Source organism: Rhodophyticola sp., assembly GCF_965284195.1.
In the GTDB taxonomy this organism is placed as follows: Bacteria; Pseudomonadota; Alphaproteobacteria; order Rhodobacterales; family Rhodobacteraceae; genus Rhodophyticola.
Genome location: NZ_CBDIRM010000001.1, coordinates 1,435,055 through 1,452,342 on the forward strand (window position 1 = coordinate 1,435,055; position 17,288 = coordinate 1,452,342).

Consider the following 17,288-nt stretch of genomic DNA (forward strand, 5'->3'; position numbering starts at 1 on the left):
ACAAGGGAAGGGCTGATCCGGAACCGGATCAGCTCTTTTTCGTCGCTCCCGAGCGGACATGTTTCGACAGCCGGGACGGTGTCGATTTCTTCCGATCCTTGTAGGGGTTCGCTGCGGCCTGGCTGCGCATATGCAGACGGATCGGCGTTCCGGGCATATCAAAGCTTTCCCGCAACCCGTTGACAAGATAGCGTGAATAGCTTTCCGGCAGCTTCTCCGGCAGAGAGCACATCACCACGAAACCGGGCGGCCGCGTCTTGACCTGGGTCATGTAGCGCAGCTTGATGCGGCGGCCGCCGGGTGCCGGTGGCGGATGGGCCTCCAGCATCCCGGTAAGCCACCGGTTCAGCGTGGCCGTCGGCACGCGGCGGTTCCAGACGTCATGGGCCTTGAGGATGGCCGCGTGCAGCCGGTCGAGCCCCCGCCCGGTCTTGGCCGATACGGTCACAAGCGGTGCGCCACGCAGCTGCGGCAGCAGACGCTCGAAGGCCTCCTTCAGGTCGCGCAGCTTGTCCTGTTTGTCCTCTTCAAGATCCCATTTGTTTACGGCGAGCACCACCGCGCGCCCCTCCCGCTCGGCCAGATCGGCAATACGCAGATCCTGCTGCTCGAACGGGATCGCCGCATCCAGAAGCACCACGACCACCTCGGCGAATTTCACCGCGCGCAGCCCGTCCGAGACCGAAAGCTTCTCAAGCTTCTCCTGCACCCGGGCCTTTTTCCGCATCCCGGCGGTGTCGAAGATCTTCATCGGCACCCCGTCCCAGGTGAACGGCACCGCGATGCTGTCCCGCGTGATGCCCGCCTCCGGGCCGGTCAGCAGACGCTCTTCGCCGACGATCTGATTGATCAGGGTGGATTTGCCCGCATTGGGACGCCCCACAATCGCGATCTGCAAGGGTTTTTGGGCCGTTATGACACGGCCTTCATCTTCGTCCTCATCCAGATCGACATCCGTTTCGGCCTCTTCGGAGGCGGCCTCGGCGACCTCGATCAGCGGGGCCAGCATCACCGCCAGCTCTGCCATACCCTCGCCGTGCTCCGCCGACAGGGCCAGCGGTTCGCCCAGACCCAACCCATAGGCCTCCAGCACGCCACTTTCGCCGACACGGCCTTCGGCCTTGTTCACGCCCAAGATCACCGTCGTTCCACGCCTGCGCAGAAGTTCGGCGAACACCTCGTCAACCGGGGTGACGCCCGTGCGCCCGTCGATCAGGAACAGGCACGCATCGGCCATGTCGACCGCCCGCTCCGTCAGCCGCCGCATCCGGCCCTGCAAGCTGTCATCGGTCGCTTCCTCCAGGCCCGCGGTGTCGATCACCGTGAACCGCAGATCGCCGAGGCGCGCCGCCCCCTCGCGGAGGTCGCGCGTCACGCCGGGCTGGTCGTCGACAAGCGCCAGGCGCTTGCCCACCAGACGGTTGAACAGCGTTGATTTCCCGACATTAGGGCGCCCGACGATGGCAAGGGTGAAGCTCATGGCACTGGTTTCCTGATCCAAGAGACGCGTCCTACTCCAAAGCCCCGGACTTGAAAAGGTGCTCCGGGTCTTCCGATCGGCGATATCGCCCGGGGGCACCGTGCTTTGCTCATGGGCGCGGCAGCTTGCGCAGCGCCACCTCCAGCGCGTTCAGAAACCGCGACCGATCCGCCTTGGAAAACGGCGCGGGCCCGCCGAGGCCCTGCCCGTCCACACCGGCGCGCAGATCCGCCATGATCGCGCGCGTGGCGACCTGGGTGCCGATGCTGTTGGCGGTAAAGGCCTCTCCCTTGGGGCTGAGAACCGGGGCGCCCGCGGCAATGCACCGTTCCGCCAGCAGGATATCGGCGGTGATCACCAAGGTCTCGGGCGCTGCCGCCTCGGCGATGGCGTCATCTGCGGCATCGAAGGCGCCCAAGACCATCTGCATCGAAATCAGCGGGTGATCGGGATGACGCAGATACTGATTGGCGACCAGCCGGACCGGTATCTTGTGGCGATAGGCGACGCGGTAGATCTCCTCCTTCACCGGGCAGGCATCGGCATCGACAAGGATCATGGCGGAAAGAACCCGTCATCGAAGGGCACGGAGAGATGCGCGCCCGACGCCTCGGTCAAGGTCAGCAGGCCCGCGCCCACGGTCAGCGCGACCACGCGATCCCAACCGGGCGGGCGCGGCAGCGAAACCATGGCATGGCGGATCACATGGCTGCCCCCAAGCGTCAGCGCGGTCGGCACATCCATCGCGGTCAGCCGGTTTTCGGCCAGCGATGCCGCCAGTCCGATCCCCCCCGCCGCGATCCCGTCTTCAATGCCGATGACGCCCCTGTGGCGGCCATTCCACGGGCTGAAATCGCGGCCGCCATTGGAGATCCAGAGCATCGTCACCGGCAGCACGCGCGGGTCTTTCAGAACCACCAGCATGTCGTCCTCGAGCACCCGCATCAGCACCGTCCAGCCCAGACGACTTTCACGCGCCTCGACCAGCGTTGCGAAATCCTCGACCGCGTGGCCCGCCGGATAAAGATGCAGATCCCAGTCGCCGCCATCCTCCCGGGGGAGATGCAGATCGGGCTGCATCTGGTTGAGCGCCCAGAGATTGGCGCCCGGCGCTTGCGGCGACGGATCGGTCAGGGCCATCCGCTTCGGCGAGAAGCTGAGCCGCCCGCCCCCGGCCATCCGGCTCATCGGATGATGGGCGAGCGTGATACGGCCCTTCCCGCCGCTCAGCCTGTGGGTCTGATAGAGCACCGGGCCGGTCAGGCGCAGATCCTTTTCCACCACCGCGCCGCGTACCCTCGCCTGAAGGCGGAAACGGCCATGGGACACGCCGATCTCCACCGGATCCCACGGGCTGTTGGCCGGCAGACCGTGGATCGGGTCATCCTGCAGATCGTCCCGGCCGAAGGGCGCACAGAGAAAATCTCCTGCCAGACGTTTGTTGACAAGCGGCAGGGCGGGATCGTCCTGAACCTCGGGCTCGTCCCGCCACGGCGCCGCATGCAACGGGTGGCGGCCGGTCACATCCCAGACCGGGATATTGCCGACCGATGGATCGAAGACGAGCGTGGCATCGCCATGCCTGAGGGTGATCATCTAGCGCTCCGCCGCCAGGGCGCGCAGGGCTGAGGAAAGCGCCACCGCCTCGCTGCCCACGCCCAGAAACGTCACGCCGAGACGCGTGTAACGGGCCCGCATCTCCGGCGAAAAGCTGATGATCCCGGCCGATTTGCCCTGCCCGATGATGGTGGCGATGGCGCCGTCGACCGCCTCCAGAACGGCCGGATTGTCCAGATCGTCGCGAAACCCCATATCGGCGGCCAGATCGGCGGGGCCGATGAACACGCCGTCCACGCCATCCACCGCGCAGATCGCATCGAGGTTCTTCAGCGCCGCCCTGCTTTCGGCCTGAACCAGCATGCAGATTTCGTCATTGGCATTGTCGGCATAGTCCGCAAGGGCACCGAAGCCACCGGCGCGGGCCACACCCGCCCCCATGCCGCGCACACCTTCAGGCGGGTAGCGGCAGGCGCGCACCGCGGCGTGAGCCTGCGCGGCGGTATCCACCATCGGAACAAGAACCGTCTGTACCCCCAGATCAAGCACCTGTTTCAGCACCCAATCGCGGTTGATCGGCACACGGACCACCGGCGCCGTGCCGGTTCCGGCCAGCGCGATCAGCTGGCTGCGGATCGTGCTGGGATCGAACGGCGCATGCTCCGCATCGATCAGGCACCAGTCGAACCCGGCCAGCCCGGCGATTTCGGCGGCCAGATCGGACCCGAGGTTCAGCCAGAGACCCCGCTGCAAAATCCCTGCGTTGATCGCTGATTTCAAATCGTTTTTCGGCGCCGGCATATCTCTTCCCTTCGACTGCGCTACAACGCACCGGCTGTGACCGAACGATACCAGTTCCGGATCGCCGCGCGCTCGGCCTCTTCCATGAAGCTGAGATTTCCGGGCGGCATCGCATGGGTCACGCCCGACTGCAGATAGATCGCTCTGGCATTGGCCGCGATGGCCGCGTCACTGTCCAGATACACCCCGCGCGGCGCGGTCGCGATACCGTCCCAGTAAACCTCCGCCCCGTGGCACATGGAGCAGCGGCCAAGGACGATATTGGCCACATCGGCAAAATCCGCATGGGCCACGAACCGCTCCGACACGGGCGGCAGCCGGGCTTCCTCCAGCGGTTCGTCACGGGACAGCGGCAGGACCGACAGCCAGACGATGGCCGCGAAAATCGCCGCCGTGGCGCCCCATGTCCACCAGAGCATGCCGCCCTTGGCGTGCATCGTGTTGAAGAAATGCCGGATCGTGACCCCCATCAGGAACACGAGGCTTGCGATGATCCAGTTGTAGTCCGACGCGAATGCCAGCGGATAGTGGTTCGACAGCATCAGAAAGATGACCGGCAGGGTGAGGTAATTGTTGTGGGTCGAGCGCAGCTTGGCGATCTGCCCGTATTTCGCATCCGGCGTGCGGCCCGCCTTCAGATCGCGGACAACGATTTTCTGGTTCGGAATGATGATCATCGCGACATTCGCGGTCATGATCGTCGCGGTGAACGCGCCCAGATGCAGCAAGGCGGCCCGGCCCGAAAACACCTGCGTGTAACCCCATGCCATGACGACGAGCAACAGAAACAGAAACAGCATGAGCGCCGTCGGATTCTGCCCGAGCGGCGATTTGCAGAGCAGATCGTAGATCACCCACCCGACAATCAGGGAGCCGGCCGATATCAGAACCGCCTGCCAGGTCGTCAGCTCCATCACATTGTAATCGATCAGGAAAAGCTCCGCGCCCAGCCAGTAGACAACGGCCAGAAGCGCCACGCCCGACAGCCAGGTGGCATAGCTTTCCCATTTGAACCAGACCAGATGATCGGGCATTTCGGCGGGGGCCACCATGTATTTCTGGATGTGGTAGAAGCCGCCGCCATGGACCTGCCATTCGTCCCCGTCCGCGCCGCTGGCCGGTTTCGGATCCCGCCTCAGGCCAAGATCAAGCGCGATGAAATAGAAGCTGGAGCCGATCCACGCGATCGCGGTGATCACATGCAGCCATCGGACCGCAAATTCGACCCAGTGAAGAAGGATGGTCTGATCCATCTAGCTGCCCCTGTAGGTGGAATAGCCATGGGGAGAGATCAACAGCGGAACGTGGTAGTGGCTCTGCTCGGACAGGCCGAAGCGGATCGGCACCTCGTCCAGAAACAGGGGTTCCGCCGCCGCCTGCCCCGTTTTGCGCAGATAATCGCCCACATGGAACACCAGCTCATAGCGGCCGGTTCGGAAATCCCCGGTCGACAGGATCGGCGTGTCGGTCCGGCCATCGGCATTGGTCACCGCCTCCGCGATCATGTCGCCGCCGCTGCCCGACAGCCGGTAAAGCCGGATCACCACACCCTCAGCCGGGCGACCGCGCGCGGTGTCCAGCACATGGGTGGTCAAAAATCCCTCGGCCATGGCCCCTCCTTTGAGTGTTTTGCGGGCATTTCGGACGTTTTGCCTCCGATGTGCAAGCCGCGATCAGGTCCGGCCCTTGCCCTTTGCGGGTTTTGCGGCGTAATTCGTGGGCATCTGCGACATTTGAGGGCACCAATGGCGAGCACCGCACCCCGTTATCCGCGCGACATGAGCGGCTATGGCGCCGACACTCCGGACCCGCGCTGGCCGGACGGAGCCAAAATCGCCGTTCAGATCGTGCTGAACTACGAGGAAGGCGGCGAGAACAACCTGCTTCATGGCGATGCCGGGTCGGAGGCGTTCCTGTCCGAGATCGTCGGCGCCGCGTCCTGGCCCGGGCAGCGCCACTGGAACATGGAATCGATCTACGAATACGGCGCGCGCGCGGGGTTCTGGCGGCTGCACCGGCTGTTCACCGATCTGGGTATCCCGATCACCGTCTATGGCGTGGCCACCGCGCTCGCCCGGTCGCCCGAACAGGTCGCCGCCATGCTTGAGGCCCGGTGGGAGATCGCATCCCACGGGCTGAAATGGATAGATTACAAGGATTTCCCACCCGACGTTGAGGCGGCCCACATGGCCGAGGCGATCCGGCTCCATACCGAGGTGACCGGCGCGCGGCCAAGCGGGTGGTATACCGGCCGCTGTTCGGAAAACACGGTGCGGCTGGCGGCGGAGGATGGCGGATTTGCCTATGTCGCCGACAGCTATGCGGACGACCTGCCATATTGGACGCGCTTTGGCAAAAGGGCCCAGTTGATCGTGCCCTACACGCTGGACGCCAATGACATGCGGTTTGCCACGCCGCAGGGCTTCAACGCCGGCGACCAGTTCGAACGCTATCTGTGCGACACCTTCGATGCGCTTTACAGCGAAGGTCAGGCCGGCGCGCCCAAGATGATGTCCGTCGGCCTGCATTGCCGGCTGATCGGCCGGCCCGGGCGGATCATGGCGCTGAAACGGTTTCTGGACCATGCGATGCGGCATCGGGATGTCTGGTTCGCGCGGCGGATCGATATCGCAACCCACTGGGCGGAAACCCACCCGCCCGCGACCGATCCCCCACGACCATCGGAGATGGATAAAGACACATTCGTAAAGGCTTACGGATCGGTATTCGAGCATTCTCCATGGGTTGCCGAACGGGCATTCGCCTTGGAGCTTGGGCCGGCGCATGACACGGCCGCGGGTCTCGCCAATGCGATGGCCCGCGCCTTCCGCAGCGCCTCCCCCGACGCGCGCCTTTCGGTGCTCAAGGCACATCCGGATCTGGCCGGCAAGCTGGCGGCGGCGAAGCGGCTGACCGAGGACAGTACCGCCGAGCAGGCCAGCGCGGGTCTGGACGCCCTGACCGCGAAGGAGCACGAGGTCTTCACCCGCCTGAACACCGCCTATGTCGCGAAACACGGGTTTCCGTTTATCATCGCCGTGAGGGATCACACGAAAACCACCATCATGACCGCGTTTGACCGCCGCCTGCACAATGACACCGACACCGAGTTTTCCGAGGCCTGTCATCAGGTCGAACGGATCGCCCTGCACCGCCTGAAAGCGCTTTTGCCATGACCAGCTATGCCACGCCCCAGGGCGGGTTGCCGCCGCAGACCGCGCTCGCCACGACCCGGGCGCAATTCCACGAAAGCTTTGCGGTGATCCCGCGCGGCGTGATGCGCGATATCGTGACCTCGGCCCTGCCGGGATGGAGCGGGGCGCGGGCCTGGATCCTGGCCCGGCCCCTGACCGGATTTGCGGAAACCTTCGCGCAACTGATCGTCAAGCTTGCCCCCGGTGGCGGCAGCGAAAGCCCCGAGCCCGACAAGACCGGCCAGGCGGTGATCTTCGTGACCTCCGGCGATCTTCGGCTCACCATCGCCGGCACCGCCCATGATCTTGCGCCCGGCGGATACGCCTATCTGCCCGCGGGCTGCCAATGGCGGATCGCCAATCCCGGCGCGGCGCCCGCGACCTTCCACTGGATCCGCAAGGCCTATGAACCGGCACCGGGCCTTGCAGCGCCCGAGCCCTTCGTGACCCACGAGGCGGAGGTGCCGGTTGCCTATATGCCCGACACGGGCGAGACATGGGGCACGCAGCGCTTCGTCGCCGCGGACGATCTGCGCCACGACATGCATGTGAACATCGTGACCTTCGCGCCCGGCGGCAGCATCCCCTTCCCCGAAACCCATGTGATGGAGCACGGGCTCTATGTTCTGGAGGGCAAGGCAGTCTATCTGCTGAACCAGACCTGGGTGGAGGTCGAGGCGGGGGATTTCATGTGGCTGCGGGCGTTTTGTCCGCAGGCCTGCTATGCCGGGGGGCCGGGGCGGTTCCGCTATCTGCTCTACAAGGATGTGAACCGGCATCCGAAGCTGACCCTGCGATGACCGGCGCGGCCCGGATCGCGGCGCAGCCCCTGACCGCCGCCGCCTTCGCCCCGTTCGGCGACGTGCTGGAGGCCGAGGGCCCGCCCGACAGGCTGATCAATCAGGGGCTCTGTGGCCGATTTCACGACCGCGCGCGCCTGTCCTTCGCCGATGGGCGTGCCGGGATCAGCCTGTTCCGGGCCGAGCCGCGCACCCTGCCCTACACACTCGACCTGATGGAGCGCCACCCGCTCGGATCTCAGGCGTTCCTGCCGATGACCGAACATCCGTTTCTGGTGACCGTCGCGCCCGATGCCAACGGGCGGCCCGGCACCCCGCTGGCCTTTCTGACCGCGCCGGGCCAAGGCATCAATCTGCACGCCGGCACATGGCATGGCGTTCTCACCCCGCTGCGTGCGCCCGGCCTGTTCGCCGTGGTGGACCGGATCGGCTCCGGCGACAATCTGGAAGAGCATTTTCTGGCCAAACCGGTCATGATAACTCACCAATTCTGACATTTTCCCTTGGCAATACCTGCCGGGCCTGTCTAACTTTGCACCCAAGCGGGTCCGCTTGAGGCCTGCAAAAGGGAGGTATCCATGAAACATCTGACGACAACGGCCATCGGGGCTGTTCTTTCACTCTCCTTCGTGGGCGAAGCGCTGGCCACGGAATGGAATGTCTCGCTCTGGGGGCAGCGCCGCGCCTTCACCGAGCATGTGCATCATCTGGCCGATGCCGTGGCCGAGGCCACGGGCGGCGAGTTCACCATGAACATTTCCTATGGCGGGCTCAGCGACAACCGCGAGAATCTCGACGGGATCTCGATAGGCGCATTCGAGATGGCACAGTTCTGCGCCGGTTATCACCGCGACAAGAATCCCTCCATCACGGTTCTGGAACTGCCCTTCCTGGGCGTCTCGACCCTGGAGGAGGAGGTCGCCGTCAGCCACGCGGTTTACAACCACCCCGCCACACAGGCCGATCTCGGCCGCTGGAATGCGCGCCTGCTGATGACCTCGCCCATGCCGCAATACAATCTCGTCGGCACCGGCGAGCCGCGTGACAGCCTTGCGGAGTTCGAGGGGATGCGCGTGCGCGCCACCGGCGGCATCGGCGAATTGATGGAAAGCGTCGGCGCAGTGCCCACCTCGGTCACCTCGTCGGAGGCCTACAACGCGATGGAGGGCGGCGTGGTCGACACGGTCGCCTTCGCGCAGCACGCACATCTCAGCTTCCGGACGATCGACATCGCCGACTGGTGGACCGAAAACCTCAACCCCGGCACGGTGAACTGCCCCATCGTGGTCAACACCGACGCCTATGATGCGCTGCCCGAGGACCACCGCGCGGCCCTCGACGCGGCGGTGGATGGGGCGATCCAGCACTATCTCGACAATTACGCCGAACTGCTGCAGCGGTGGGATGCGGTGCTGGAGGAACGCGGAGTCGAAAGGATCACCATCCCCGATGAAGAATTGGCCGCCCTTGCGGAAAACGCGGCCCCCATCCATGCGGCTTGGATCGAACAGATGTCGTCGCAGGGCCTGCCCGCGCAGGAGCTTTACGACCTCGTGCAGACAACGCTCGCCGAACATCGCGCCGGCAACTGACACACCGGGCGGCCCCGAGACGTTTCTCAGGGGCCGCCCCTCATTGACGGGCTCCCGGACATGTCAAGTTCCTCTGCGGTTCTGACCGACGACAGCACTCTTTCGCGGCTGGACCGCGCACTTCTGAAGCTGGAAAGCAGCCTCAATCTGATCGGCGGGATCGTGATTTTCATGCTGGTCCTGATGGCAGTGTGGAACGTGTTCGGCCGCAAGATCTTCAATGCCCCGGTGCCGGGCTACGTGGACTGGACGGAACAGCTCATGGCGCTTTTCGCGTTTCTGGGGCTCGCCTATTGCCAGCGCGAGGGGGGGCATATCCGGATGGATATCGTCGTTTCCCGCCTGCATGGACGCATCCTGTGGTTCGCCGAATGGATCTCGATCCTGTTCATGCTGATCGTGACGACCGCGCTGGTCTATGGCACGTGGTTTCACTTCCAGCGCAGCTTCGACCTGAACGCGCCGAATTTCTCCCGCGACAGCTCCATCGATATCAGCCTTCCGCTCTGGCCCGCCAAGCTGATCGTGCCCTTTGCGCTGGCCATTCTCTGGCTCCGGCTCGTCCTGCAACTCTGGGGCTACTGGCGGGCGCTTCGGACGGGCGAGGACAAACCGGTCGCCGTACCCCTGCCCGACGATCCGATGACCCAGGCCACGCGGGAGGCCCGCACCGTCAGCGGACGGGAGGATGATACGTGATCCACCCCACCGGCCAGACATACTTGCAGACCGCACGCGCGCCCGGAAAGGCCCTCTGAATTGGACAGCATCCTAGACATGCGCGCCCTCCTTGACGGCGTCGATATCTTCACCGTTTCGCTCTGGCTCTCCGCTCTTCTGCTGGTTCTGGTTCTGATCGGCGTCCGCGTCGCCTTTGCCGCGGCCTTTGTCGGCATGCTTGGCCTGTGCATCTATTTCATGCAGCGTCAGGGCTTCGACCGGGGCCTCGTGACGGCGATCAAACTGGCAGGTCAGGTCCCGCATTCCAAATCCACCGGCTATGCGCTCAGCCTGATCCCGACCTTCATTCTGATCGGCTACCTGGCGTATTACGCCGGTCTGACACGAGCCCTGTTCGAGGCCGCCAAACGATGGGTCGGATGGCTTCCGGGCGGGCTGGGCGTCGCCACGGTGTTTGCAACCGCCGGGTTCGCCGCCGTCTCCGGGGCGTCGGTCGCCACTTCGGCCGTCTTCGCGCGGATCGCTATCCCCGAGATGCTGAAGATGAACTACGACAAGGCCTTTGCGGCGGGCGTGGTCGCCGCGGGCGGTACGCTTGCCTCGCTGATCCCGCCTTCCGCCATCCTCGTCATCTACGCGATCATCGTGGAGCAAAGCGTGGGCAAGCTTCTGCTGGCGGGCTTCATCCCCGGCATGGTCTCCGCGCTCATCTATGCCGGGCTGGTCATCGGGCTTGCCAAGATCCGCAAGAATCTGGGGCCACCCGTCACCGGCTTCACCTGGGGCGAGCGGTTCGCGTCTCTGCCCGGCGCAATCCCGATCCTCTTCGTCGTCTTCATCATCATCTTCTCGATCTACTACCGCGGCGAAGACGGTGCCTGGGCCACACCGACCGAGGCCGGCGCGCTTGGCGCATTCGTCGTCCTGATCATGGCGCTCTGGAAGGGCATGAAATGGGGTCAGCTGCGCTCCGCGCTGATGGAGGCGGCCAAGCTCACCGCGATGATCTTCGCGATGATCTGGGGCGTTCTGATCTATGTGCGCTTCCTCGGCTTCGCGCAATTGCCCGATCAGTTCGCGGCCTTCATCTCGGGCCTCGAGATGTCGCCCTATCTCATCCTGCTGATGATCCTCGGCGCCTATGTGATCCTCGGGATGTTCATGGACGCGATCGGCATGCTCATCCTGACCCTGCCGGTGACCTTCCCGGCCATCATCGCGCTCAATGGCGGCCCCGATGTCACCCGCGAGATGTCCGCCTTCGGCATGACATCGGAGGAATGCGCCATCTGGTTCGGCATCATCGTTGTCAAGATGGCGGAGCTATGCCTGATAACACCGCCCATCGGGCTGAACTGTTTCGTGGTCGCGGGCGTCGCACAGGACAGCAAGCTGCCGATCAGCGTTCAGGATGTTTTCCGGGGCGCCACGCCCTTCTTCGGCGCGGATGTGGCCACCGTGGCCGTGCTCATCGCGTTTCCCGGCATCGTGCTCTGGTTGCCCTCATTGGTCTGAAACGGGTCGCTTCCCGTGTCCGACCGGCCGGTTTTTCCGGCCTTTGCCGAATGGTGACAGGCTCGGCAGCGCGGCCCCTCACCGCCCGGCCGGCGCCATCCGGTAGAGCGTGTCGGTGTTCACCGACAGGAACCAGATCGCGCCGTCCGGGGCCACGCGCACATCGCGGACCCGTGCGGTTGCGGGGCCCGCGATCTGCTCGACCTCCTCCATGCCCTGATCGGGGTCCAGCCGGGCGATATAGTCGAAGACCAGCGCGCCCACCAGCAGATCGCCCTGCCATTCGGGAAACAGGTCGCCCTGATAGAATGCCATGCCCGATGGCGCGATGGAGGGGTCCCAGTAATGCGCCGGTTGCGCCATTCCCGGCGCTTCGGTCCCCTGCCCGATCCGCAGCCCGGAATAGTGCCGGCCATAGGCGATCACCGGCCATCCGTAGTTCACACCGCGCCGCACCTCGTTCACCTCGTCGCCACCGCGCGCCCCGTGTTCGACCACCCAAAGCTGGCCGGACTGATCCAGCGCCGCGCCTTGCGGATTTCGGTGGCCATAGGACCAGATCTCGGGCTGCGCGCCCTCCTGTCCGACAAAGGGGTTGTCGGCGGGCACCGATCCGTCGCGCGCCACGCGGATCACGCTGCCATTTTCGCGGGACAGATCCTGCGCCGACGGGCGATCGCCGCGGTCGCCCACGGTCACGTAAATGTATCCGTCCGCTCCTTCGACCACGCGGCTGCCGAAATGCCGCCCGCCGGAACTGCCGGGCTCCAACGCCCAGATCACGGTGACATCTTCCAGCCGCGCATCGGCCAGCCGCGCGCGGGCAAGGGCGGTCCCCGCTCCGCGCCCCTGCGGCATGGCGAAGGTAAAGAATATCTCGCCCGTCTCCGCGTGGTCGCGCGGCACCATCACATCCAGCAGGCCGCCCTGTCCGCCCACCGCGATCTCCGGCAATCCGGACAGCGAAACCGATCCGCCCGCCCCGTCAAACCGCAGCATCTGCCCCCCGCGCAGGGTCACCAGAAAGCCGCCATCGGGCAGGAAGGCCACCGACCAGGGTTCGACGAGACCGGTCGCCACCGGGGTCACATCGACCGGGCCGGCGCTGGTGTCGATCTGCTCGGCGATGGCGGGTGCGGCAAGGGAAACGGCCAAAATCGCGGCCTTGAGAAGATGTGGCATGAGACGGCTCTTTTCCTCAGATGGCACCGGAAAACCTAGGGCGCGGGCCCATGCAGGACCAGCCCCCTGACGCAGCTGTGAAAAAACCCGGTTTTTCCCCTGTTTTCCGCATGCTGAGCGGCATAATTGCCTCTTTTCAATCCGTTTTGGCCGGACTAACCTTCCACACATGACGGATCACCGCGATCCATACAGGGAGAAAACAATGAAAAAGCTTCTGCTGGCCTCAACGGCCACTGCTGTCATGGCAACCGCTGCATATGCCGACAGTCATGCCAATTCCGTAACGCTTGGCGTGATTGTGGGCTTTACCGGCCCGATTGAATCGCTTGCCCCCGCCATGGCCGACGGAGCCGAAATGGCGATGGCCGAAGTCACCGAAAGCGGCAATCTGCTGGGCGGGATGAGCGTCACCTCGGTCCGCGCGGACAGCACCTGCATCGACAGCGCCGCCGCCCAGGCCGCGGCCGAGCGGCTGATCACCGCAGATGGCGTGGACGGGATCGTGGGGGCCGATTGCTCCGGCGTCACCACGTCGATCCTGTCCAATGTCGCAGTGCCGAACGGCATGGTCATGGTCTCGCCGTCCGCCACCTCCCCCGCATTGTCGAGCATCGAGGATAGTGGCCTCTTCTTCCGCACTGCACCTTCCGATGCGCGTCAGGGTCAGGTGATGACGGATGTGATCATGGACCGCGGTATCTCCGAGGTCGCCGTGACCTACACCAACAATGACTACGGCCAGGGCCTCGCCGACAGTTTCGCCGCAGCCTTCGAAGCAGCGGGCGGCACGGTGACGCTGGTCTCCGCACATGAAGACGGCCGCGCCGATTACTCGGCCGAAGTGGGCTCGCTTGCCTCCGCGGGCGGTGATGCGCTGGTTGTCGCGGGCTATGTGGATCAGGGCGGCTCCGGCATCGTGCAATCCGCGCTCGACAGCGGCGCGTTTGACACCTTCGTCTTCCCCGACGGGATGGTCAGTCAGGCGCTCACCGATAACTTCGGCAGCGATATCGATGGCTCTTTCGGCCAGCACCCCGGCACCGACAGCGAAGGCGCCGAGATCTATCATGGCATGGCCGAAGCCGCAGGCTTCGACGGCACCTCGCCCTTCTCCAAGGAAAGCTATGATGCCGCGGCCCTGATCATGCTGGCCATGCAGGCCGCAGGCTCCACCGCGCCCGGCGATTATGCGGCCCATATCATGGATGTGGCCAACGCACCGGGCGAGCCGATCCAGCCGGGCGAGCTTGGCCGTGCGCTGGAGCTTCTCGCAGCCGGCGAGGAGATCGATTATCAGGGCGCCTCGGCGGTGGAACTGATCGGTCCGGGCGAAAGCGCGGGCAACTATCGCGAGATCTCGATCGAAGGTGGTGAGATTGTCACGGCCCGGTATCGCTGATTGCCGATGATTTGAAACACAGGTAGGAGCAGCCCGGCGTCTGGACCGGGCTGCTTCATTTGGGGGTATCGAAAAAGATGATCGTCGTTGAAGACGTCCACAAGCATTTCGGCGGGTTCCATGCGGTCGATGGCGCGACACTGACCATCGAAACCGGCTCCATCACCGGGCTGGTCGGCCCGAATGGCGCAGGAAAGACCACTCTTTTCAATGTTATCGCAGGCGTTCTTGAACCCACATCCGGGCGCGTGATCATGGATGGGGAAGACATTACCGGCCTTCCTCCGCATGAGCTTTTTTCGCGCGGGCTGTTGCGCACCTTCCAGATCGCCCATGAATTCAGTTCGATGACCGTGCGGGAGAACCTGATGATGGTGCCCGGCGATCAATCCGGCGAAGCGCTCTGGAATGCCTGGTTTGCACGGCACCGGATCGCCAGCGAAGAGCGCGCGCTGGCCCGCAAGGCCGATGAGGTGCTGGAATTCCTCACAATCGACCATCTGAGTGACGAAAAAGCAGGCAACCTGTCCGGCGGGCAGAAAAAACTGCTGGAACTCGGCCGCACGATGATGGTCGATGCCAAGGTCGTTTTTCTGGACGAGGTCGGCGCGGGCGTGAACCGGACGCTTCTGAACACGATCGGCGACGCGATCCAGCGTCTGAACACCGAACGGGGCTACACGTTCTGCATGATCGAACATGACATGGATTTCATCGGCCGCCTCTGCGACCCGGTGATCGTCATGGCCGAAGGACATGTCCTTGCCAAGGGAACCATCGACGAGATCAAGGCAAACGAGCAGGTGATCGAGGCCTATCTGGGCACAGGTCTGAAAAACAAGGCGGCCACCGCATGAGCGGATCTCCCTATGAAGACGATCGCGGCAACAAGGACCGCTCCATAACCCGCCCCGCCGCTCCGCGAATGGGCGACCCGGTCAAACCCGGAGGCCAGCCCCGCAAGATCGAGGGCGACAATCCGTTTCTGGTCGGCCGGGCGATGACCGGCGGATACGGCTCGGGCGCGGATATCCTGCATGGCTGCACGATTGCCGTGGAACCGGGTGAAATCGCCGTGATCGTCGGGCCCAACGGCGCCGGCAAATCCACCGCAATGAAGGCGGTTTTCGGCATGCTCAACCTGCGCCAGGGCGAGGTGCTGCTGGATGGCGAGGAGATCACCGAACTGACCCCGCAGGCCCGCGTGGGCAAGGGCATGGGCTTCGTGCCGCAGACATCGAACATCTTCACCTCGCTCACCGTGGAGGAAAACCTTGAAATGGGCGCCTTCATCCGGCGCGACGATATCTCGGGCACCATGGCGCAGGTATATGACCTGTTTCCGATCCTGAAGGAGAAACGCAATCAGGCCGCGGGCGAGTTGTCCGGCGGGCAGCGCCAGCAGGTCGCCGTGGGCCGGGCCCTGATGACCAAGCCAAAGGTGCTGATGCTGGATGAGCCGACGGCGGGCGTCTCTCCGATCGTGATGGACGAGCTGTTCGACCGGATCATCGAGGTGGCGCGCACCGGCATTCCGATCCTGATGGTCGAACAGAACGCAAGACAGGCGCTGGCGATTGCCGACAAGGGCTATGTTCTGGTCCAGGGGCGCAACGCCTTCAGCGGCACCGGCGCGGAACTGCTGGCCGATCCAGAGGTCCGCAAGAGCTTTCTGGGGGGCTGAGGCGTGCGGGCCGCATATATCGCTCTTCTGGCGGGTGCGGGCCTTTTGCAGGCCGCGACCGGGGCCACTGCCGAGCCGTGGGCCTGCGAATTCACGGTGGAATGCATCACCGGCGAGCCCTGCGGCGCCGCCGCCTACCAGATTACGATCCTGGCTGCCGATCATGAGGGGCGGCTCTTTCTGTCCAGCGTCGTGGGCGACACGCCGGTCACCCGGCTCAACCCGGACGCGGCCCCGCCAGTCAGCTATGCGAGCGCCGGGCGGAACGGGTTGGCGGAAATGATCACGATCGAGGCCGACAGTACCGCGCTGATGACGGCGCATATCTTCGATGGCAGCCCGATGGCCGTCACCTATTTCGGAACATGTGAGGCTCTTTAGAGACATGGATTTCCTGAACGCGCTGGTTACGCTTCTGAATTTCGTCATCATCCCGGCCACGGCCTACGGTGCGCAGCTTGCGCTTGGCGCGTTGGGTGTGACGCTGATCTACGGCATCCTGCGGTTTTCCAATTTCGCCCATGGCGACACCATGGCCTTTGGCGCGATGGTCACCATTCTGGTCACCTGGTTTCTGCAGGGGGCGGGCGTGTCTCTCGGGCCGTTGCCCACGGCGCTTCTGGCGCTTCCGGTGGGCATCGCCGCGACGGGGCTTCTGCTGATCGGGACGGACCGGGCGGTCTATCGCTTCTACAGGGCGCAAAAGGCCAAACCGGTGATCTATGTGATCGCCTCTCTGGGTGTGATGTTCATCATGAACGGAATCGTGCGCTTCATCATCGGCGTCGACGATCAGCGCTTTGCCGACGGGGAGCGGTTCATCATCTCCGCCCGCACCTTCCGCGAGATGACCGGGCTGGAAGAAGGGCTCGCGTTCCGCACCAGTCAGGGCATCACCATCGTCGTGGCGATCATCGCGGTGGCGCTGCTGTTCTGGTTCCTGAATCGCACCCGCACCGGCAAGTCCATGCGCGCCTTTTCCGACAACGAGGATCTGGCCTTGCTGTCGGGCATCAACCCGGAGCGGGTGGTGCTGTATACATGGCTGATCGTTGCGGCGCTGGCGACCACGGCGGGCGTGCTTTACGGGCTCGACAAGAGTTTCAAGCCCTTCACCTATTTCCAGCTTCTGCTGCCGATCTTCGCCTCGGCCATCGTCGGGGGGCTCGGCAATCCGCTTGGCGCGATTCTGGGCGGGTTCGTCATCGCGTTTTCCGAGATCACGGTCACCTATGCCTTCCGAAGGGTGGTGAGCTATCTGGCGCCGGAAAGCTGGCAGCCGGACGGACTGTTGCAGCTTCTGTCCACCGATTACAAATTCGCGGTCAGTTTCGCGATCCTGCTGATCGTGCTTCTGTTCCGTCCGACCGGCATCATGAAAGGCAAATCGATATGAAAAC

Annotated in this window: 18 protein-coding genes; 11 read left to right on the top strand and 7 right to left on the bottom strand. The window is 64.3% G+C overall.

Going from position 1 to position 17,288, the window contains the following annotated elements:
* Positions 1 to 28: 28 nt before the first annotated feature.
* The 6 genes from der to uraH form a co-directional block, all read right to left on the bottom strand.
* Positions 29 to 1,480 carry a ribosome biogenesis GTPase Der gene (gene der, locus ACQ651_RS07130; RefSeq protein WP_430448899.1) on the bottom strand — a complete coding sequence of 484 codons (1,452 nt, stop codon included), beginning with the start codon at positions 1,478 to 1,480 and terminating at the stop codon, positions 29 to 31.
* Positions 1,481 to 1,589: 109 nt separating this feature from the next.
* Positions 1,590 to 2,039 (bottom strand): YaiI/YqxD family protein, encoded by a 450-nt coding sequence (locus tag ACQ651_RS07135; protein WP_430448900.1) that lies wholly within the window; start codon positions 2,037 to 2,039, stop codon positions 1,590 to 1,592.
* Complete coding sequence (locus ACQ651_RS07140) at positions 2,036 to 3,076, bottom strand: hypothetical protein (protein ID WP_430448901.1); 1,041 nt, start codon at positions 3,074 to 3,076, stop codon at positions 2,036 to 2,038. Before ACQ651_RS07140 ends, ACQ651_RS07135 begins: the two co-directional genes overlap by 4 nt.
* Positions 3,077 to 3,838 carry an HpcH/HpaI aldolase family protein gene (locus ACQ651_RS07145; RefSeq protein ID WP_430448902.1) on the bottom strand — a complete coding sequence of 254 codons (762 nt, stop codon included), beginning with the start codon at positions 3,836 to 3,838 and terminating at the stop codon, positions 3,077 to 3,079.
* 20 nt (positions 3,839 to 3,858) lie between these two features.
* Positions 3,859 to 5,091 carry a urate hydroxylase PuuD gene (locus ACQ651_RS07150; protein ID WP_430448903.1) on the bottom strand — a complete coding sequence of 411 codons (1,233 nt, stop codon included), beginning with the start codon at positions 5,089 to 5,091 and terminating at the stop codon, positions 3,859 to 3,861.
* Positions 5,092 to 5,448 (bottom strand): hydroxyisourate hydrolase, encoded by a 357-nt coding sequence (gene uraH, locus ACQ651_RS07155; protein ID WP_227286104.1) that lies wholly within the window; start codon positions 5,446 to 5,448, stop codon positions 5,092 to 5,094.
* 135 nt (positions 5,449 to 5,583) lie between these two features.
* Between uraH and puuE the strand changes: the two genes are divergently transcribed.
* From puuE to ACQ651_RS07185, 6 genes are all read left to right on the top strand, one after another.
* Positions 5,584 to 7,014 carry an allantoinase PuuE gene (puuE, locus tag ACQ651_RS07160; protein WP_430448904.1) on the top strand — a complete coding sequence of 477 codons (1,431 nt, stop codon included), beginning with the start codon at positions 5,584 to 5,586 and terminating at the stop codon, positions 7,012 to 7,014.
* Entirely contained in the window at positions 7,011 to 7,832 is an 822-nt protein-coding gene (locus ACQ651_RS07165; protein WP_430448905.1) for a bifunctional allantoicase/(S)-ureidoglycine aminohydrolase, read from the top strand. Before puuE ends, ACQ651_RS07165 begins: the two co-directional genes overlap by 4 nt.
* On the top strand, positions 7,829 to 8,326 hold the full coding sequence (locus ACQ651_RS07170) for an ureidoglycolate lyase (RefSeq protein ID WP_430448906.1): 498 nt from the start codon (positions 7,829 to 7,831) through the stop codon (positions 8,324 to 8,326). Before ACQ651_RS07165 ends, ACQ651_RS07170 begins: the two co-directional genes overlap by 4 nt.
* A gap of 84 nt (positions 8,327 to 8,410) precedes the next feature.
* On the top strand, positions 8,411 to 9,424 hold the full coding sequence (locus ACQ651_RS07175) for a C4-dicarboxylate TRAP transporter substrate-binding protein (RefSeq protein ID WP_430448907.1): 1,014 nt from the start codon (positions 8,411 to 8,413) through the stop codon (positions 9,422 to 9,424).
* A gap of 60 nt (positions 9,425 to 9,484) precedes the next feature.
* Positions 9,485 to 10,123 (top strand): TRAP transporter small permease subunit, encoded by a 639-nt coding sequence (locus tag ACQ651_RS07180; RefSeq protein WP_430448908.1) that lies wholly within the window; start codon positions 9,485 to 9,487, stop codon positions 10,121 to 10,123.
* Positions 10,124 to 10,201: 78 nt separating this feature from the next.
* A complete protein-coding gene (locus ACQ651_RS07185; protein WP_227286116.1) occupies positions 10,202 to 11,620 on the top strand; it encodes a TRAP transporter large permease in 1,419 nt (472 codons plus the stop codon).
* A 78-nt stretch (positions 11,621 to 11,698) separates the two neighbouring features.
* Here ACQ651_RS07185 and ACQ651_RS07190 read toward each other — a convergent pair whose 3' ends face one another.
* Positions 11,699 to 12,802 (bottom strand): PQQ-dependent sugar dehydrogenase, encoded by a 1,104-nt coding sequence (locus ACQ651_RS07190; RefSeq protein WP_430448909.1) that lies wholly within the window; start codon positions 12,800 to 12,802, stop codon positions 11,699 to 11,701.
* A gap of 205 nt (positions 12,803 to 13,007) precedes the next feature.
* Here ACQ651_RS07190 and ACQ651_RS07195 point away from each other — a divergent pair, with 205 nt between their 5' ends.
* From ACQ651_RS07195 to ACQ651_RS07215, 5 genes are all read left to right on the top strand, one after another.
* Positions 13,008 to 14,204 (top strand): ABC transporter substrate-binding protein, encoded by a 1,197-nt coding sequence (locus ACQ651_RS07195; RefSeq protein ID WP_227286120.1) that lies wholly within the window; start codon positions 13,008 to 13,010, stop codon positions 14,202 to 14,204.
* Positions 14,205 to 14,281: 77 nt separating this feature from the next.
* Entirely contained in the window at positions 14,282 to 15,061 is a 780-nt protein-coding gene (locus tag ACQ651_RS07200) for an ABC transporter ATP-binding protein (RefSeq protein ID WP_227286122.1), read from the top strand.
* The gene (locus ACQ651_RS07205; RefSeq protein WP_430448910.1) at positions 15,058 to 15,888 is read left to right on the top strand and encodes an ABC transporter ATP-binding protein; all 831 of its coding nucleotides are present in this window, start codon (positions 15,058 to 15,060) and stop codon (positions 15,886 to 15,888) included. The genes ACQ651_RS07200 and ACQ651_RS07205 overlap by 4 nt, the downstream gene beginning before the upstream one ends.
* 3 nt (positions 15,889 to 15,891) lie before the next feature.
* Positions 15,892 to 16,269, top strand: coding sequence for a hypothetical protein (locus ACQ651_RS07210; RefSeq protein ID WP_227286126.1), 378 nt, complete (start codon positions 15,892 to 15,894; stop codon positions 16,267 to 16,269).
* A 4-nt stretch (positions 16,270 to 16,273) separates the two neighbouring features.
* The gene (locus ACQ651_RS07215) at positions 16,274 to 17,284 is read left to right on the top strand and encodes a branched-chain amino acid ABC transporter permease (RefSeq protein WP_121898774.1); all 1,011 of its coding nucleotides are present in this window, start codon (positions 16,274 to 16,276) and stop codon (positions 17,282 to 17,284) included.
* The last annotated feature ends 4 nt before the right edge of the window (positions 17,285 to 17,288 follow it).

What these genes read in the sequence shown, in the direction of transcription:
- der (WP_430448899.1), bottom strand. Translation starts at nt 1,480, where the DNA reads ATGAGCTTCACCCTTGCCATCGTCGGGCGCCCTAATGTCGGGAAATCA.
- ACQ651_RS07135 (WP_430448900.1), bottom strand. Translation starts at nt 2,039, where the DNA reads ATGATCCTTGTCGATGCCGATGCCTGCCCGGTGAAGGAGGAGATCTAC.
- ACQ651_RS07140 (WP_430448901.1), bottom strand. Translation starts at nt 3,076, where the DNA reads ATGATCACCCTCAGGCATGGCGATGCCACGCTCGTCTTCGATCCATCG.
- ACQ651_RS07145 (WP_430448902.1), bottom strand. Translation starts at nt 3,838, where the DNA reads ATGCCGGCGCCGAAAAACGATTTGAAATCAGCGATCAACGCAGGGATT.
- ACQ651_RS07150 (WP_430448903.1), bottom strand. Translation starts at nt 5,091, where the DNA reads ATGGATCAGACCATCCTTCTTCACTGGGTCGAATTTGCGGTCCGATGG.
- uraH (WP_227286104.1), bottom strand. Translation starts at nt 5,448, where the DNA reads ATGGCCGAGGGATTTTTGACCACCCATGTGCTGGACACCGCGCGCGGT.
- puuE (WP_430448904.1), top strand. Translation starts at nt 5,584, where the DNA reads ATGGCGAGCACCGCACCCCGTTATCCGCGCGACATGAGCGGCTATGGC.
- ACQ651_RS07165 (WP_430448905.1), top strand. Translation starts at nt 7,011, where the DNA reads ATGACCAGCTATGCCACGCCCCAGGGCGGGTTGCCGCCGCAGACCGCG.
- ACQ651_RS07170 (WP_430448906.1), top strand. Translation starts at nt 7,829, where the DNA reads ATGACCGGCGCGGCCCGGATCGCGGCGCAGCCCCTGACCGCCGCCGCC.
- ACQ651_RS07175 (WP_430448907.1), top strand. Translation starts at nt 8,411, where the DNA reads ATGAAACATCTGACGACAACGGCCATCGGGGCTGTTCTTTCACTCTCC.
- ACQ651_RS07180 (WP_430448908.1), top strand. Translation starts at nt 9,485, where the DNA reads ATGTCAAGTTCCTCTGCGGTTCTGACCGACGACAGCACTCTTTCGCGG.
- ACQ651_RS07185 (WP_227286116.1), top strand. Translation starts at nt 10,202, where the DNA reads ATGCGCGCCCTCCTTGACGGCGTCGATATCTTCACCGTTTCGCTCTGG.
- ACQ651_RS07190 (WP_430448909.1), bottom strand. Translation starts at nt 12,802, where the DNA reads ATGCCACATCTTCTCAAGGCCGCGATTTTGGCCGTTTCCCTTGCCGCA.
- ACQ651_RS07195 (WP_227286120.1), top strand. Translation starts at nt 13,008, where the DNA reads ATGAAAAAGCTTCTGCTGGCCTCAACGGCCACTGCTGTCATGGCAACC.
- ACQ651_RS07200 (WP_227286122.1), top strand. Translation starts at nt 14,282, where the DNA reads ATGATCGTCGTTGAAGACGTCCACAAGCATTTCGGCGGGTTCCATGCG.
- ACQ651_RS07205 (WP_430448910.1), top strand. Translation starts at nt 15,058, where the DNA reads ATGAGCGGATCTCCCTATGAAGACGATCGCGGCAACAAGGACCGCTCC.
- ACQ651_RS07215 (WP_121898774.1), top strand. Translation starts at nt 16,274, where the DNA reads ATGGATTTCCTGAACGCGCTGGTTACGCTTCTGAATTTCGTCATCATC.